Source organism: Gimesia chilikensis, from assembly GCF_007744075.1.
Taxonomy (GTDB): domain Bacteria; phylum Planctomycetota; class Planctomycetia; order Planctomycetales; family Planctomycetaceae; genus Gimesia; species Gimesia chilikensis_A.
In genome coordinates this window covers 8,241,692-8,255,908 of the sequence record NZ_CP036266.1, presented here as the reverse complement: position 1 = coordinate 8,255,908, position 14,217 = coordinate 8,241,692, and the positions used below count along the sequence as shown (strand labels likewise).

At 53.6% G+C, this 14,217-nt stretch carries 18 protein-coding genes; 16 read left to right on the top strand and 2 right to left on the bottom strand.

Annotation, left to right across the window (positions count from 1 at the left end; translation table 11 throughout):
- From HG66A1_RS31635 to HG66A1_RS31625, 3 genes are all read left to right on the top strand, one after another.
- Complete coding sequence (locus HG66A1_RS31635; protein WP_145193570.1) at positions 1-234, top strand: SlyX family protein; 234 nt, start codon at positions 1-3, stop codon at positions 232-234.
- A 135-nt stretch (positions 235-369) separates the two neighbouring features.
- Positions 370-1,854, top strand: a complete 1,485-nt coding sequence (locus HG66A1_RS31630; RefSeq protein WP_197996909.1) for a sulfatase — start codon at positions 370-372, stop codon at positions 1,852-1,854.
- Between the two features lie 322 nt (positions 1,855-2,176).
- Positions 2,177-3,223 carry a fatty acid desaturase family protein gene (locus tag HG66A1_RS31625; RefSeq protein WP_145045854.1) on the top strand — a complete coding sequence of 349 codons (1,047 nt, stop codon included), beginning with the start codon at positions 2,177-2,179 and terminating at the stop codon, positions 3,221-3,223.
- An 81-nt stretch (positions 3,224-3,304) separates the two neighbouring features.
- Here HG66A1_RS31625 and HG66A1_RS31620 read toward each other — a convergent pair whose 3' ends face one another.
- Both HG66A1_RS31620 and ahcY read right to left on the bottom strand, forming a co-directional pair.
- Positions 3,305-4,327: a sugar phosphate isomerase/epimerase family protein gene (locus tag HG66A1_RS31620; RefSeq protein ID WP_145193566.1), complete on the bottom strand. Its 1,023-nt coding sequence runs from the start codon at positions 4,325-4,327 to the stop codon at positions 3,305-3,307.
- Between the two features lie 231 nt (positions 4,328-4,558).
- The gene (ahcY, locus tag HG66A1_RS31615) at positions 4,559-5,890 is read right to left on the bottom strand and encodes an adenosylhomocysteinase (protein ID WP_197996908.1); all 1,332 of its coding nucleotides are present in this window, start codon (positions 5,888-5,890) and stop codon (positions 4,559-4,561) included.
- Between the two features lie 437 nt (positions 5,891-6,327).
- Between ahcY and metF the strand changes: the two genes are divergently transcribed.
- The 13 genes from metF to HG66A1_RS31550 all read left to right on the top strand — a co-directional run bounded on the left by metF (position 6,328) and on the right by HG66A1_RS31550 (position 14,144).
- Positions 6,328-7,209 carry a methylenetetrahydrofolate reductase [NAD(P)H] gene (gene metF, locus HG66A1_RS31610; protein WP_145193564.1) on the top strand — a complete coding sequence of 294 codons (882 nt, stop codon included), beginning with the start codon at positions 6,328-6,330 and terminating at the stop codon, positions 7,207-7,209.
- Positions 7,210-7,261: 52 nt separating this feature from the next.
- Positions 7,262-8,119 (top strand): shikimate dehydrogenase, encoded by an 858-nt coding sequence (gene aroE, locus HG66A1_RS31605; RefSeq protein ID WP_145193562.1) that lies wholly within the window; start codon positions 7,262-7,264, stop codon positions 8,117-8,119.
- A gap of 286 nt (positions 8,120-8,405) precedes the next feature.
- Positions 8,406-9,080, top strand: a complete 675-nt coding sequence (locus HG66A1_RS31600) for an SIMPL domain-containing protein (protein ID WP_145193552.1) — start codon at positions 8,406-8,408, stop codon at positions 9,078-9,080.
- Positions 9,081-9,147: 67 nt separating this feature from the next.
- On the top strand, positions 9,148-9,585 hold the full coding sequence (locus HG66A1_RS31595) for an SMI1/KNR4 family protein (protein ID WP_145193550.1): 438 nt from the start codon (positions 9,148-9,150) through the stop codon (positions 9,583-9,585).
- 94 nt (positions 9,586-9,679) lie between these two features.
- The gene (locus tag HG66A1_RS31590) at positions 9,680-10,501 is read left to right on the top strand and encodes an ADP-ribosylglycohydrolase family protein (protein ID WP_145193547.1); all 822 of its coding nucleotides are present in this window, start codon (positions 9,680-9,682) and stop codon (positions 10,499-10,501) included.
- Entirely contained in the window at positions 10,482-10,931 is a 450-nt protein-coding gene (locus tag HG66A1_RS32295) for a hypothetical protein (protein ID WP_197996907.1), read from the top strand. Before HG66A1_RS31590 ends, HG66A1_RS32295 begins: the two co-directional genes overlap by 20 nt.
- The gene (locus tag HG66A1_RS31580) at positions 10,928-11,368 is read left to right on the top strand and encodes a DUF6188 family protein (protein ID WP_145193545.1); all 441 of its coding nucleotides are present in this window, start codon (positions 10,928-10,930) and stop codon (positions 11,366-11,368) included. The genes HG66A1_RS32295 and HG66A1_RS31580 overlap by 4 nt, the downstream gene beginning before the upstream one ends.
- Before the next feature lie 44 nt (positions 11,369-11,412).
- Positions 11,413-11,844 (top strand): NUDIX hydrolase, encoded by a 432-nt coding sequence (locus tag HG66A1_RS31575; RefSeq protein ID WP_145193543.1) that lies wholly within the window; start codon positions 11,413-11,415, stop codon positions 11,842-11,844.
- A gap of 96 nt (positions 11,845-11,940) precedes the next feature.
- A complete protein-coding gene (locus tag HG66A1_RS31570; RefSeq protein WP_145193541.1) occupies positions 11,941-12,249 on the top strand; it encodes a hypothetical protein in 309 nt (102 codons plus the stop codon).
- A gap of 60 nt (positions 12,250-12,309) precedes the next feature.
- Entirely contained in the window at positions 12,310-12,795 is a 486-nt protein-coding gene (locus HG66A1_RS31565) for a macro domain-containing protein (RefSeq protein WP_145193539.1), read from the top strand.
- A complete protein-coding gene (locus tag HG66A1_RS31560) occupies positions 12,764-13,477 on the top strand; it encodes an alpha-ketoglutarate-dependent dioxygenase AlkB family protein (protein WP_197996906.1) in 714 nt (237 codons plus the stop codon). Before HG66A1_RS31565 ends, HG66A1_RS31560 begins: the two co-directional genes overlap by 32 nt.
- A 112-nt stretch (positions 13,478-13,589) precedes the next feature.
- Entirely contained in the window at positions 13,590-13,832 is a 243-nt protein-coding gene (locus tag HG66A1_RS31555) for a hypothetical protein (protein WP_145193537.1), read from the top strand.
- A gap of 9 nt (positions 13,833-13,841) precedes the next feature.
- Complete coding sequence (locus tag HG66A1_RS31550; protein ID WP_197996905.1) at positions 13,842-14,144, top strand: hypothetical protein; 303 nt, start codon at positions 13,842-13,844, stop codon at positions 14,142-14,144.
- The last annotated feature ends 73 nt before the right edge of the window (positions 14,145-14,217 follow it).

Below are 14,217 nucleotides of genomic sequence, written 5' to 3'. Positions count from 1 at the left end.
ATGAGTGAATCAGCTTCTCCCCTGGAAGAAGTCTCTTCCCGCCTGAACCAGATTGAATCGGTGCTGATGCACCTGCAGCACGATGTTGAGCAATTGAACACGGCGATCCTGCATCAGAATGATGTGCTGGACAAACTGAGTCGATCCATGAAGTTACTGGATAACCGCATCGGGACACTCGAAGAAGAGGACGAAGGACGGGACCCCCTCGAGGAGAAACCGCCGCATTATTGATGCGGCGAAGGTCGGCAGAGCCAATGAAATGGGTCGTCATCAGGCAGACGACTTGCAAAACAGAATCGAATGCGGCATGCTGAAAGTGCTCAACCTGGCCAGCGTTTTCTGTTTTCTTACCGGAAGGTTCTGCTCATGTCACGCTTCTTTAATTCCTCTGTCGTACGTTGTCTGATCGTTGTCGTCGCGCTGGTAAGTGCCGGTTTTCTGCAGGCCGCGCAACAGAAGCGGCCCAACGTCGTGATCATCATGACCGACAACCACGGGGAGTGGACGCTGGGTTGTTACGGCAACAAAGACATCAAAACGCCGCACATTGATCAGCTGGCTCAGGAAGGCACGCTGTTTACGCGGGCCTTCGCCAACAACGCGGTCTGTTCGCCTACGCGGGCAACCTTCCTTACGGGACTCATGCCTTGTCAGCATGGCGTGCACTGTTATCTCAGGCCACGCATCCAGACCGGTCCCGATTCCTACAATACACTGGAGGAATTTCAGACCATTCCCCAGATCCTGCATGACGCCGGCTACGTCTGTGGACTCTCGGGCAAATGGCATCTGGGCGACAACCTCTATCCCCAGGAAGGTTTTTCCTACTGGATCACCAAGCCGCACGGCGCGAGTTCCGGATTCTATGATCAGGAAGTGATCGAAGACGAAAAGATTCACAAAGAACCGACCTACCTGACCGATCTCTGGACGCAGCACGGTATCAAGTTCATCAAACAGAATCAGGATAAACCCTTCTTCCTGTTCCTGGCGTATAACGGTCCCTATGGACTGGGTTCCGCGATGAAGGAGCCGATTAAAAACCGTTTCAAGGAAGAATACGAACAGCTGACCTTCCCCTCCTTCCCGCGGGAAAAAGCGCAGCCCTGGAACTTCAACTACGGAGACTGGATCGGAGACCTGGGCATCATTCGCAAATATGCAGCGGAAGTCTCAGGCGTGGATGATGGTGTCGGGCAAATCATGCAGACACTCAAAGAGCTTGGTCTCCGTGAAAATACGCTGGTTATTTTCACAGCCGACCAGGGGCTTTCCGGCGGCCATAGCGGCTACTGGGGCATGGGCGATCACACCCGCCCCTTAACCGCCTTTGACTGGACGCTGACGATTCCGCTGATCTTTTCTCAGCCAGGTCAGATCGTGGAGGGAGCCCGGCAGAAGATGATGGTCGCCAATTACGATGTGTATCCGACTCTGCTTAACTACCTCGGTCTCGAGGATAAAATCCCGGCCAAGCCCGCCCGCCCCGGACGTAACTTTGCTCCCGTGCTCAAGGGGAAACAGATTCCCTGGAAGGAAGAGGTCTTCTACGAATTCGAAAACGTGCGGGCCGTTCGGACACCAGAGTGGAAGTTTATCGAACGCTATCATGAATCGCCCAACGAACTCTATCACCTGACCCAGGATTCAAAAGAACACAATAACCTGATCGATGATGCCCAGTACAAGCAGAAAAAAGACGAGCTGAAACAGGAGCTCGATCAGTTTTTTGCCCGCTATGCCGATCCTAAGTGGGATATCTGGAATGGCGGTCAGTCCAAAACTGTACTGATGACACAAAAACTCTTCCCCAAGACCTATCTCTACCTGCCAGAACAGAAGAAGAAGTGAACGCCAGAATACTTTTCTGGGCCGATTTGCAAAAATTTTCTGGTCAGCGCCTGGGGTAACTGATATAAATTATCTAATCGATACAATTTATCAATGTTATCCAGGTTGTGCCATTTGTCTGGTGATTCTTTTATGCAACACGTTCTTTCGCGACATATCCTTAATGTGTCGGAAAGATAAGCAGACTGGGTAAAAACTGCTGCAGCTCCTGATTATCTGGTCTAAAAGTTGCAACTCACCTGATGTGGCACAAGCTCAACTTTCCGATACGTATTTAAACGAACCGTTTTGAAAGTCTGAGCACAACCAGGAGGTACGTGCGATGTCAGTGACCCTTTTCACTGCTAAAGAGATCGAAGATCTCGAAACAAAATCGACAACTCCCCGTTTTTCACATTCACTGTTCGGATCCATCGCGATCATGGCGCTGGCATTCCAATGGCCCTCCCCTGCCTGGTACTTCCAGGTCGGCTGGACGATCATTGCTGCCTACAGCATGTTCTGCTGGTCGAGCTGTTTCCATGAAACATCTCACCAGGGAATCTGTGGTAAGACCTGGGTCAGCGTCTGGCTGGGCCGCGCGATCGGCACCGGACTGTTGGTCTCTTATACCGCTTATCGGGAAGCCCATATCCGTCATCACGCTTATCTGAATAAGCCCGGTGACTGGGAATTGTGGCCGTACTCCGATCCTACAACGTCTCTGACATTCCGACGTATCTTCTGCTGGCTGGAGTTCCCTTTCGGATTCTTCACGTCACCTTTCGTCTACAGTCGGCTCTGTTTCAGCAAAAACACTCCGGTTAAAAACCCCAAGGTCATTCGCACCATGCGTCTGGAATACGCGGCGATGGCTGTGTTCTGGGCTGCCGTCCTGGGAACCATTGCCTGGTTCTCGCTCTGGCGTCCGTTCATCGTAGCCTGGGTCATTCCTCACTGGGTGGCCAGTGTGATTCAGACCTTCCGCAAATTCACCGAACACCTGGGAATGAAGAGTTACGATCCGCTGCTCGGCACCCGGACCGTGATTGGCAATGGTCTGATCACCCGGATCTGCACTTACATTAACTTTGACATCTTCGTTCACGGGCCGCACCATCGGCATCCCAAGATTGCCCACAACAAGCTGGTTGAAAAAATGGACAACTATCAGCAGGACAATCCCGATACGAAGTACCCGGTATTTACGACTTACATGTCAGCCATCAAGCATACCCTCCCCGCCCTCTGGAAACCGGGCGTCGGTATGAATGTGGGTGCTCCCGCACCGAAGAAAGAAAAATGGCTGGGCGCAGACAACTTTGTCACCGATGTCGCACGCGAGATTCTCTCCGACCGCGATGTCTCCAAAGTACACCGCGCATCGTAGTCATCACGAAATCGAAAACGCCCCAGCTGTCATCAGGACACTGGGGCGTTTTTTTATGTAGACAGACTGTCCGGATTTCGCTTATCTGCGGAACAGACGCCGACGGAACATGCGACGACGCTGCGGTACATAGTACCCTTCCTGGCCACAGCAGGGATCAGCAGTTTCCTCGGGAGTCAGCTCTTCGCGAACTTTGAGCAGCAGCTTCTTGCTGGCTTTGATGCCCGCGTACTCATCGAGTTTCTTGCCTTCATACTCGATGCCCACGTAACCGTGATAGCCGGCGTCCAGAACGATCTGCATCATCTTCACATAGTCGGTGTTGATCTCGTTGCCATCTTTGTCAAAGTCGTGTGTTTTGGCACTGACGGCTTTGGCATAAGGCATCAGTTCTTTGACGCCTTTGTAGCGATCGTACTGCTCGCCGGTTTTACGATCGAGTACGAAGTTGCCGAAGTCGGGCAGCGTGCCACATTCGGGCATGTTGACCATCTTCATCACACCGGCCAGCCAGGCACCGTTAGACGACAATCCGCCGTGGTTTTCCACCAGAACGTTGATGCCGTACTTTTTGGCGAATTCAGTCAGACGACGCAGACCATCGGCGGCCAGCTTCTGCTGTTCTTCGTAGCTGCCGTTGCTGCGGGCATTCACACGGATGGAGTGACAGCCCAGTGTCTTGGCAGCGGTGACCCACTTGTGATGATTCTCAATTGCCTGGGTCCGTTTCTTGGCATCCGGATCACCCAGAGCCCCTTCCCCGTCGATCATGATCAGCACGTTCTTGACGCCCACGTCGGCGGCCCGCTTATTCATTTCCGCCAGGTATTTCTTGTCCTCAGCTTTATCTTTGAAGAACTGGTTCACGTACTCGACCGCATTGATGCCGAACTCTTCTTTGGTGACTTTGGCAAAATCGAGGTTGTCCAGTTTGCCCCCGCGCAGAGCCCGGTGCAGCGACCATTGAGCCAGGGAGATCTTATACAGAGGCTGGTTCAATGCGGTGTTGGCCAGCAGGGAACCGGCCCAGCTGGAGACGGCCAGTCCTGTCGAAAAGGCAGCGGTCTGTTTCAGAAAGTCACGGCGCGATGAGGCTTGTGTCATGGGAGAATCTTTCTCTGTTCGTGTAATCGAAAAAACAGCATGCAGAGCACATCCTGTCTCAGGAATGAAAGCGGAACGGTCCGGCAGTGATCCCTCAACGCCAGACCGTTCCCGGATTATAGAAACTGGCTTCTGATGTGACAATCAGACTTTGACGCGGCGCATAAAAAGACCTCCGAATCACTGTTGCAGCGATTCGGAGGTCCTGATTCAATTAAAGCCGTGTTACTCTTAGTAGCGGTAGTAGTCCGGCTTGTAAGGGCCTTCTACTGGAATACCAAGATATTCAGCCTGTGCGTCTGTGAGTTTGGACAGTTTCACGCCCAGTTTCTCCAGGTGCAGACGGGCGACTTCTTCGTCCAGCTGCTTAGGCAGCATGTAGACGCCGATTTCGTACTGGTCTTCGTTGTTCCAGAGTTCGATCTGGCCGATTACCTGGTTGGTGAAGCTGTTGGACATCACGAACGAAGGGTGGCCGGTGGCACAACCCAGGTTGACCAGACGACCTTCGGCCAGCACGATGATCGCTTTGCCGTCGGGGTAGACGAACTTGTCGACCTGTGGCTTGATTTCGATCTGCTCGATATCGCTGCGGTTCTTCAGGTAGGCGACCTGAATTTCAGAGTCGAAGTGACCGATGTTGCAGACGATGGCTTCGTTCTTCATCTGGTCCATGTGTTCGCCCCGGATGACGTCGCAGCAGCCGGTAGAGGTCACAAAGATGTCGCCACGGCTGGCAGCATCTTCCATGGTGGTAACTTCGTAACCTTCCATAGCAGCCTGCAGAGCACAGATCGGATCGATTTCGGTGATCAGCACGCGGGCGCCGAGGCCTTTCATCGCGTCGGCACAGCCTTTACCCACATCACCGTAACCACAGACAACAACGACCTTGCCGGCGATCATGATGTCGGTAGCCCGTTTGATGCCGTCAGCCAGAGATTCCCGGCAACCGTAGAGGTTGTCGAACTTGCTCTTGGTGACGGAGTCATTGACGTTGATGGCGGGAACGCCCAGTTTACCCTGTTCGAACATCTGGTGCAGGCGGTGCACGCCGGTCGTGGTCTCTTCGGTCAGACCTTTGATCTCCTTCAGCAGCTCGGGATACCTTTCATGGACCATCACGGTCAGGTCGCCGCCGTCGTCGAGGATCATGTTCAGACCTTCGCCGTTGGGCCAGAACAGAGTCTGCTCGATACACCAGTCGAATTCCTCTTCACTCATCCCTTTCCAGGCGAAGACGGGAACACCGGTGGCAGCGATCGCTGCAGCAGCGTGATCCTGGGTGGAGAAAATGTTACAGCTGGACCAGCGGACTTCAGCGCCCAGTGCGGTCAGAGTTTCGATCAGCACAGCGGTCTGAATGGTCATGTGCAGACAGCCGGCGATCCGGGCTCCTTTCAGAGGCTGATCTTTACCGTACTTTTCCCGCAGTGCCATCAAACCTGGCATTTCCGTTTCTGCCAGCTCGATTTCCTTGCGACCCCAGGCAGCGAGTTTCTGGAATTCTTCTTCGCTGTAATCCTTCACTTTATACGGCAACGGGTTGGTTTCGGTGGACATTCTCAATCCTTGTTGATTCAGTTGGAAAAGGGGAAATTTGATTCATCTTCAAGCGGAAACCGACTTGAATCATGTTATTATAGTTGCTTTACTTAAGCAGACCAATTAATTGACGATGAATCTCAGCGGGTTTCATCGATTTCGGCCAGAGACGCTACCCTGCTCAGAAGCGGGCCACCTCTGGTTGAGTGCCTCTCGCTCCCATCTCAGATTGCGATCACAGTCTGCCTTTCAGGCCGCTGTTTCAGGAGTTGGCAAATAGTCAGGTAGAATGGTCTCTGCGTTGATTGCAAGATAGGTAAATCCAGCCGGACTGGCAATAGAAAATGCAGATTTGTTGACCGGCAAAACCCATAATTTATACACTACGCGAGTCGTAACTTCGTGGTATAAACTCGTACCGAGTTCGCCTCACCCCTTCGAGACAAGAAAAGATAATGCGAATCAGCGAAATTTATCGTTCGGGAACCTTTGGTCTCTCTGTTGAAATTTTTCCTCCCAAAAATGAAAGTGGCGATGCAGAGTTGTTTCGTACACTGGAGGAACTGGTTCGTTACAAACCTGCTTTCGTCTCCTGTACTTATGGCGCGGGCGGATCTACCAGCAAGCGAACCATCGAACTCTGTGATACCATCCAGAAAGACCTGCACTCGACCGCGACGGCCCACTTCACCTGTGTCGGTTCCACGCGGGAGCAACTGGTTGACTGGCTGAAGGAAGCCAGCGAGGCAGGCATCGGAAACATCATGGCGCTCCGTGGGGATCCACCCAAAGGGGAAGAAACTTTCATTCCCGCGGACGGCGGTCTGAAGTATGCCAGTGAACTCGTCACCCTCATTCGTGAGAATTTCCCCGAGATGGGCATTGGCGTCGCCGGCTACCCCGAAGTGCACCCCGAGGCGCTGACTCCACAGGCTGATCTGGAAAACCTCAAGCGAAAAGTGGATGCGGGCGCAGATGCGATCTACACCCAGCTCTTCTTCAACAACCAGCACTTCTATCGCTTCCAGGAACGTTGTGCCCAGGCAGGCATAGACCGTCCAATCATCCCCGGCATCATGCCGATCACCGAATACCGGCGGATCCAGCGGATCATGTCGATGTGCAGTTCCGAGTTCCCTGCCGAGCTCGTGGGCCGGCTCGAAGCCGCTCAGGATGACCTCGACGCCCAGTTTGAGATCGGCGTGGAATACGCCATCGCGCAGTGCCAGGAGCTAATCGATGCGGGTGTTCCGGGCATGCACTTCTACGTGTTGAACCGTTCGCAGGCCTGCAAGCGGATTTTTGATGCCCTGGGCTGGCACGAATCCGTAGCCTGAACGGAGCCCCTTTTCTTCGCGACCAACAGACACAACAGGGAGAAAGCACGACATGAATCAGCCGCTCAACTTCAAACAGGAACTGACGTGTGTGTTCGGACAACCGGTCGCAGAGAACCCCACGCAGTGCATGATGGAAGCAGCCTACAATGCCTGTGGTCTGGAATGGCGATACCTGACAATTGAAGTGGCTCCCGAAAATCTGGTCCAGGCCGTCGGCGGTCTGCGGGCAATGGGCTTCCGCGGTGCGAATCTGACGATCCCGCATAAAGTCGAAGTCATCCAGTACCTCGATGGCATCAGCGATGCCGCCGCGATGATGGGGGCCGTGAACTGTATCGTCCGCAAAGACCATCAGCTGCTGGGCGAGAACACCGACGGCAAAGGTTTCGTGCAGTCGTTAAAAGAAGTGACTGACCCGTCCGGTAAAAAGATCGTGATGTTTGGTGCCGGTGGCGCGGCCCGCGCGATCGGCGTGGAAACCGCCCTCGCAGGAGCAGCTGAAATCACGATCGTCAACCGCAGTACCGAGCGTGGCGAAGCGCTCGCGCAGCTGCTGCAGGAAAAGACCCGCGTTCCCACCACGTTCACGAAATGGGAAGGCGACTATACCCTCGCGGACGATGTGGACGTCGTCATCAACGCCACTTCGATCGGTCTCTTTCCCGATGTCGACGCCGTCTTCCCGCTCGACTTCGCTTCTCTCAAATCGAACATGATTGTCTCGGACGTGATTCCTAATCCTCCCGAGACCCACCTGCTCCGCGAAGCCGCCAAAGCCGGCTGCACCACCCTCGACGGTCTGGGCATGCTCGTCAACCAGGGCGTGATCGGTTTCCAGCTCTGGACCGGCGTGGACCCCGATCCCCAGGTGATGCGCGCCGCCCTCGAAGAAGTCTTCGGCGTCTGAGTAAAACGCACGCCGGGTTTAACGGGAACGAATCCCCAAAAATCGGGGTGAGCCCGAATGCAATTCGGGCCGAGCGCAGCGAGCAGGAAATCTCAGTTCACGCGCACAAAAGAGAGTCGCACGTCCTGTCTGCTGGGCGTCTGTCGTTCTCAATCCTGACTGGTAAAAGTGACATTGATAATTTTCTTGAGCACAGCAATTGCCGCTGCTATTCTGAAGTGAAAGACACTTCTCAAGATTCATCAATCCACTCACATCAACGGGCCCTTCACAAAGGCTGTCTTTCATGTCCGAATCCGCTCGCTTTATCGAAGTCATCGCACAATCTGCGACTGACCGTTGTGTCGACTCGTATCAGGCTGAAGTTCAGGTCGTCGTCAACAGTCGTAAACCCGGTCGAGAATCCTGTTTCGAGGAATCATTGAAATTACGAGACGAGGTCATCTCGGTGCTGAAACAATCCGGCATCCCGGAAGAAAATATTCTGGAGGGGAATGGAGATCGAGACTGGTATTATGATGAGAACTGGAGAAGGATCGCTCATTCCCTGCAGATCAGTCACAAAGACATCACTAAACTGATCAAAGCCATGGGAAAAGTCGAGCAGATGTTTTCAGCAAAGAAGAGATCATTTTTCTCACCGTTGAAGAGGTCTTTTACAATGAAGGCACCTCAGGCCTGTTACTCGAGTCAAAATCAGACGATTGAGGAAGTCCTGCATTCCATCGTGATGGAGGCGCGTAAAAAAGCAGACAGTCTTGCCTCAGCAGCAGGACTGCAGATCAGCGGCGTATTGACAGTGATCGAGGATTCGGATTCCGGCAGCAACAGAAGTGGGAACAGCCTGACAGCGGATGACGATGATCTGATGGATCTGGAGTTGAGCGAGAATTACACGGTTTTAACGCCGCAACGCAAATTGGCCCGTCGTCAGTTCCGGGTCCGTTTTGCAGTCGAATAAACTCAGTATCACCAGAACGCACTCGGAATGGATGTACTCGAATTTCCAGGAGTCGGGAAATAGAACTATGTCATGGAAAGAACAGATTCTGAAGTTATGTAGCGCTGCAGAATTCTTCCCCGGTGCCAAACGGCACGAGATTCAGCAGGCGGAAGCAGAACTGGGCGTGGTACTGCCGGAAGACCTGGCGAGCCTGCTGCAGGAATCGAATGGCGTCGAAGGCGAATACGGTCTGGGGCTGATCTGGCAGCTGGAACGCATCGTCCAGGAAAACCAGGCCTTTCGTGAGAACCCGGACTTTCCCGAACTGTATATGCCCTTCGATCACCTGCTGTTCTTTGCCGACGCCGGGAATGGAGATCAGTTCGCTTTTCCAATTCAGGCCGGAGCCATCCGCCGGCCTGATGTATTTGTATGGAGCCACGAAGAGGACAGTCGAACCTGTTGCGCTCCCTCACTGTCGAAGTATCTGGAATGGTGGCTCACTGGAGAGCTGCTGTTGTGAGGGCTCCCAGTCGTCATTTAAATCAAGAGGATTCTATGATCTGCCTTGAGATGAATAACAAATTCCGTTGCCCTGTCGCAGTGAGGATTCCGTAATGTGGGGTGCTATTGCCGGTGATGTGATCGGTTCTTATTTCGAGCATGTGCCGACGAAGTCGACGCAGTTCTATCTGTTTCGCGAAGAGTCGACATTCACCGACGATACAGTGCTCACAGCCGCGGTTGCGGACTGGCTGTTACATGACTCTGATCTGGTCAGCACGCTGCAGCGATATGTCAGACGCTATCCGGATGCCGGCTACGGACACACGTTTCTGACCTGGGCTCAGTTGCGACAGCGCATGCCCTACCAGAGTTGGGGGAACGGTTCTGCCATGCGGGTCAGCCCCGTGGCTTATGCTGCAGAAACAATGGCCGACTGCCTCTACCTGGCAAAAAAGTCCGCCGAGGTGACCCACAACCATCAGCAGGGAATTTATGGGGCTCAGGCCACAGCGGCCTGTGTCTTTCTGGCACGTACTGGAAAGTCGAAAGCAGAGATTCAGGACTTTGTCGAGCATGAATTTCAGTACGATCTGCAGAGAACGCTGGAAGAGATCCGTCCCCATTATGTGTTTGATGTTTCCTGCCAGGGCTCGGTACCAGAGTCGATCATCGCTTTTCTGGAATCGACCGATTTCGAATCGGCCATCCGCAACGCAATCTCACTGGGCGGTGATGCCGATACCATGGCCTGTATCGCCGGTGCGATCGCCGAACCCTTTTATGGCGGCGTCCCTGCAGAAATTTCGCAACAGGTTTTGCCACTGCTGGACGACCGATTACGAACGACCGTGCAGACGTTTCATGATCGCTTTGTCACCGGCGGTCTCCAAAACTCAGATAGAAATCAAAACGATGCAACTGAATCTGACTGAAGATGAGGCACTGGTACTCTTCGAACTGCTCTCCCGATTCTCGGAAGATTCGATTTTAGGAATTGCCGATCAGGCGGAGCAGCGTGTGCTCTGGAACCTTCAGGCAATATTGGAACAGGTGTTGCTTGAGCTATTCCAGGAAAACTATCAACAACAACTGGCGACTGCCCGTGATCGGCTTCGCGATGACGCCGGGCTCACAAATGCGGATCAAGAACAGCAAAAAGGGCGACTGGCACTCTGGCTGGAACCGAATCAGATCCGGTTCCTCGCGAATGAGTGGCGTAAGATCCCCCCGAATGCGCCCGAAACGGTTCGAAAAAAATGGGGCGAAGTGGCCTTTCGTTCGATGGCCGCCTTACATCAAGCCGGAATTGAGTATGAACCAGAGACCCCTCAGAGCGGGGAGGCGTATCAGGTAGATCAATGAAAACGCTCAGCTATAGCGGACGCAATCTGCTGCTGCCCCTCGCCGGTGATACGTTGATCGCATTTCAGGAGACCGGGCTGACGGGCCTCGTCTTCGCAGACGAAGAAGCTGTGAGGTCACTGATTGAGTTCGAGGACGAACTGCAAATCACCGATGTCGACGGCTCGCGCACGCTGCGGGGGACGAAGCCGGGGGCCGGTTTCTGGCGCGCGGATCTGGAACGGCTCGACTACCTGCTCGGTTACCGGCTGATGTCAGCAATTGCCCGGCATGACGGTTGTTTGACATTGGAGTTTGAAACCGGAGCCCGTCTGGAAGTACAATCGACGACCGGTTACGAAGCCTGGCATTTTCAGTGTCCGCTGCCACAGACTTCAACGAAGCAACATCCCATTTCCGTATACGGAGATCACGGAAAACTGATTATTTCGTCCTGATTGTCAACACCGACCATCAACCTTGAATAAGACATACTCCAGGCATGCAGATCCGTAACAAAGTCATCATTTCCGTGATCCATCAGGGGCAGGTTCTATTGGCGGAGGGCTATGATCCGCACCGCGAGTTTCTGTTCTATATTCCCGTGGGTGGCGGTCTGGAGTTCGGCGAGACCCTGGAAGCAGCCGCGAAACGGGAACTGTTTGAAGAACTGGGCATCACAGCGCACGCGCTGCAGTTCCTCGGTTTTCATGAATCCCACTTTGAATATCAAGGGATTCCGGAACATGAAATCATGTTCCACTATCTCTGCTCAATAGACGACTCAGTGCGCGAGGCACTGCCCGAAACCGGAACGGAATCGGATGGAGTCCCTTTCAAAGTATTGTGGTTTTCGCGGGATGAACTGGCGACGGTCAAACAGCAGCTGGTACCGCCCGGGATTTATGAACCACTCCAATCTCAGTTGCAGTAGAGACTTACAGATTCAGACCGGGACAGCCGACTAAATCGCTCTGGATGAGTCGGAAACCGTGCGGTAACATGGATTGAAAAAAGGGGAAGCCCTTCGATGAAACGGTTTGACCTGTATCCTACGTTAATTAACTGGATGGCGATCTGCCTTGCGCTGCTGTTCGGCTTATACATCGAGTACAAAATTTACGGCGTTCCGTTCGGGCTGATCTGGATGCTGTTTATTCTCGGCGGTGAATGGTATCGCGTCTCCCGGATCGTAAACCAGCTGGCTCCCGAAGTGACCGTAGACCAGATTCAAAAATACTATTCCGGCGACGATGCCCGCAGATCACTTCCCTGGCGCGACCAGGTTCGGGGAATTAATCAGGAAACAGGCACAAAAAATGAGCCTGAGTGTGTCTGATTGACAGGAGGGAGAGGTCGTCCCCTCTTATAACAGACACCTTTGGAGCTGGTCGAATCGATGAATGTGGAAATTGTCAGCGGGAATATTCTTGAGCAACCTGTGGAAGTGATCGTCAACAGCTGGAACCGCAACGTGATTCCCTGGTGGTTGTTGTTACCTCAAGGCGTTTCGGGGGCGATCAAGAAACAGGGAGGAACGACGCCCTTTAAAGAGGTCGCGAAACAAGGTGCGATCCCCCTGGGAGAAGCCCGGCTGACATCCGCAGGACGTCTACCTTATCGCGGTATCATCCACGTCGCCGGGATCAACCTGCTCTGGTTCGCAACCGAGTACTCGGTCACGCAGTCCGTCATCAACGCGATGAAGCTGGTCGACGAACATGAATTCCAGAGCGTCGCTTTTCCCCTGATTGGTTCGGGGTCCGGGAATCGGGGCAAAGACTGGTCGCTCGGCGTCATGCAACATGCCCTGGCGAAGATCGACAGTCCCGCGCAGGTCAGAATTGTCAAATTTGAACCGCATTCGAGTCCTGCATCGACCTGAGTACCGGGATGTGAATGCAGACTGTTCTGCCAGGGCGAACCGAATCGGTGGAAATCCGGTCTATCATGCAGAATGGAAAATCAAAGCGGTTTCACTGCGGCGCTGGTCAGTTGCTGGGACAGTGATTGGACTGACCAGTATTCAACGGAGACAATCTGCCATGCCGGAACCACAGCTGGAGCTCATTCCCGCCTTTCTGGATCAGGCGACGGAGTTATTTACGTTGCTGCGTGAGCAGGTCGTCTGGGATGAGAGAATGAAAGCCCGTAAGACTGCCAGCTTTGGTGTGGCTTACAACTATTCGGGAATCACTTATCCGTGGACCGTCATGCTGCCCGCGTTAGAACCGGTCTGTGAGCGCATCGCGGAGGAGATCGGTTTCCTGCCAAACAACTGTCTGCTGAATTATTATGCCGATGGAACGTCCACAATGGGCTATCACAGCGATTCTACAGAGGAGCTGCAGGCGGGGACTGGTGTAGTCATTGTTTCGCTGGGTGCGACCAGAGCAATTTCGTTTCGCAGCAGACAGGATCCGCAAGAAAAGTATTCCTACGAATTACAAAACGGCGATCTGTTGTATATGCGGAATGAGATCCAGGACGATTGGCAGCACGCGATTCCTCGCGACGCGGACGCCGGTCCGCGGATCAGTCTCACATTTCGCGAGATTGCCGACTAACCTGATTTCCGTTTGCAGAAAAAACTTGATTTCAGAAACAACAGCCAGACATAATCAAACCGGATAACACAGTTACGAAGTTTCGACTCGCTGGTAAACCTGAGGTTCTCTGATGAAATCGTTTTCCATTTCACGTAAACAATACTGGGTCTTTCTGATCGTCTTTTCCCTGTGTGCCCTGCTCGGAGTTGTGAGCCTGGTGATTGCCGAGCTCTGTCTGCCAAACAATTCAGGGGGCATGGCCGGACGCGTTGCCATGTTCCGGTCTCTGGGCTTGGGAACGCTCGCCTGGCTCGGGATCGCAGTCTGGTCTGGCGCGATGCTTTGGATTACGCGGCAGACACACTCGGAGTAATCGCTCTCAATGACTCCCAGACAGATCGCAGCCGGACTGCTGGTGATTTTGTTAGCGTCCCTGCTCGGCTGGACGCTGATCCGTGGCGGGGGTGATCTCAAACTGCAACTGTTGCTGGCCCTGGGGATAATCCTCGGCACGCTGTATACGATCTATGGTCAGCTGCCTGACTGGCTGCTGCAGATCAGTGGAGGCAGGATCACGGCGGACGACGATCCGGGTAATCTTTCGCCTCGAGTCTATCTCACGGTCCTGTTGGTGGTGCTTCTGCTGGCGGCGGCCATTTTTGTGGGTGCCCTGCTGCTGATGTAACGATGCGGCTGACCAACGGTGCTCTTGAATCAACGACGATCTCCCTGTTTTCGTCGGTTACTGCTTGCGGTCT

What these genes read in the sequence shown, in the direction of transcription:
- HG66A1_RS31635 (WP_145193570.1), top strand. Translation starts at nt 1, where the DNA reads ATGAGTGAATCAGCTTCTCCCCTGGAAGAAGTCTCTTCCCGCCTGAAC.
- HG66A1_RS31630 (WP_197996909.1), top strand. Translation starts at nt 370, where the DNA reads ATGTCACGCTTCTTTAATTCCTCTGTCGTACGTTGTCTGATCGTTGTC.
- HG66A1_RS31625 (WP_145045854.1), top strand. Translation starts at nt 2,177, where the DNA reads ATGTCAGTGACCCTTTTCACTGCTAAAGAGATCGAAGATCTCGAAACA.
- HG66A1_RS31620 (WP_145193566.1), bottom strand. Translation starts at nt 4,327, where the DNA reads ATGACACAAGCCTCATCGCGCCGTGACTTTCTGAAACAGACCGCTGCC.
- ahcY (WP_197996908.1), bottom strand. Translation starts at nt 5,890, where the DNA reads ATGTCCACCGAAACCAACCCGTTGCCGTATAAAGTGAAGGATTACAGC.
- metF (WP_145193564.1), top strand. Translation starts at nt 6,328, where the DNA reads ATGCGAATCAGCGAAATTTATCGTTCGGGAACCTTTGGTCTCTCTGTT.
- aroE (WP_145193562.1), top strand. Translation starts at nt 7,262, where the DNA reads ATGAATCAGCCGCTCAACTTCAAACAGGAACTGACGTGTGTGTTCGGA.
- HG66A1_RS31600 (WP_145193552.1), top strand. Translation starts at nt 8,406, where the DNA reads ATGTCCGAATCCGCTCGCTTTATCGAAGTCATCGCACAATCTGCGACT.
- HG66A1_RS31595 (WP_145193550.1), top strand. Translation starts at nt 9,148, where the DNA reads ATGTCATGGAAAGAACAGATTCTGAAGTTATGTAGCGCTGCAGAATTC.
- HG66A1_RS31590 (WP_145193547.1), top strand. Translation starts at nt 9,680, where the DNA reads ATGTGGGGTGCTATTGCCGGTGATGTGATCGGTTCTTATTTCGAGCAT.
- HG66A1_RS32295 (WP_197996907.1), top strand. Translation starts at nt 10,482, where the DNA reads ATGCAACTGAATCTGACTGAAGATGAGGCACTGGTACTCTTCGAACTG.
- HG66A1_RS31580 (WP_145193545.1), top strand. Translation starts at nt 10,928, where the DNA reads ATGAAAACGCTCAGCTATAGCGGACGCAATCTGCTGCTGCCCCTCGCC.
- HG66A1_RS31575 (WP_145193543.1), top strand. Translation starts at nt 11,413, where the DNA reads ATGCAGATCCGTAACAAAGTCATCATTTCCGTGATCCATCAGGGGCAG.
- HG66A1_RS31570 (WP_145193541.1), top strand. Translation starts at nt 11,941, where the DNA reads ATGAAACGGTTTGACCTGTATCCTACGTTAATTAACTGGATGGCGATC.
- HG66A1_RS31565 (WP_145193539.1), top strand. Translation starts at nt 12,310, where the DNA reads ATGAATGTGGAAATTGTCAGCGGGAATATTCTTGAGCAACCTGTGGAA.
- HG66A1_RS31555 (WP_145193537.1), top strand. Translation starts at nt 13,590, where the DNA reads ATGAAATCGTTTTCCATTTCACGTAAACAATACTGGGTCTTTCTGATC.
- HG66A1_RS31550 (WP_197996905.1), top strand. Translation starts at nt 13,842, where the DNA reads ATGACTCCCAGACAGATCGCAGCCGGACTGCTGGTGATTTTGTTAGCG.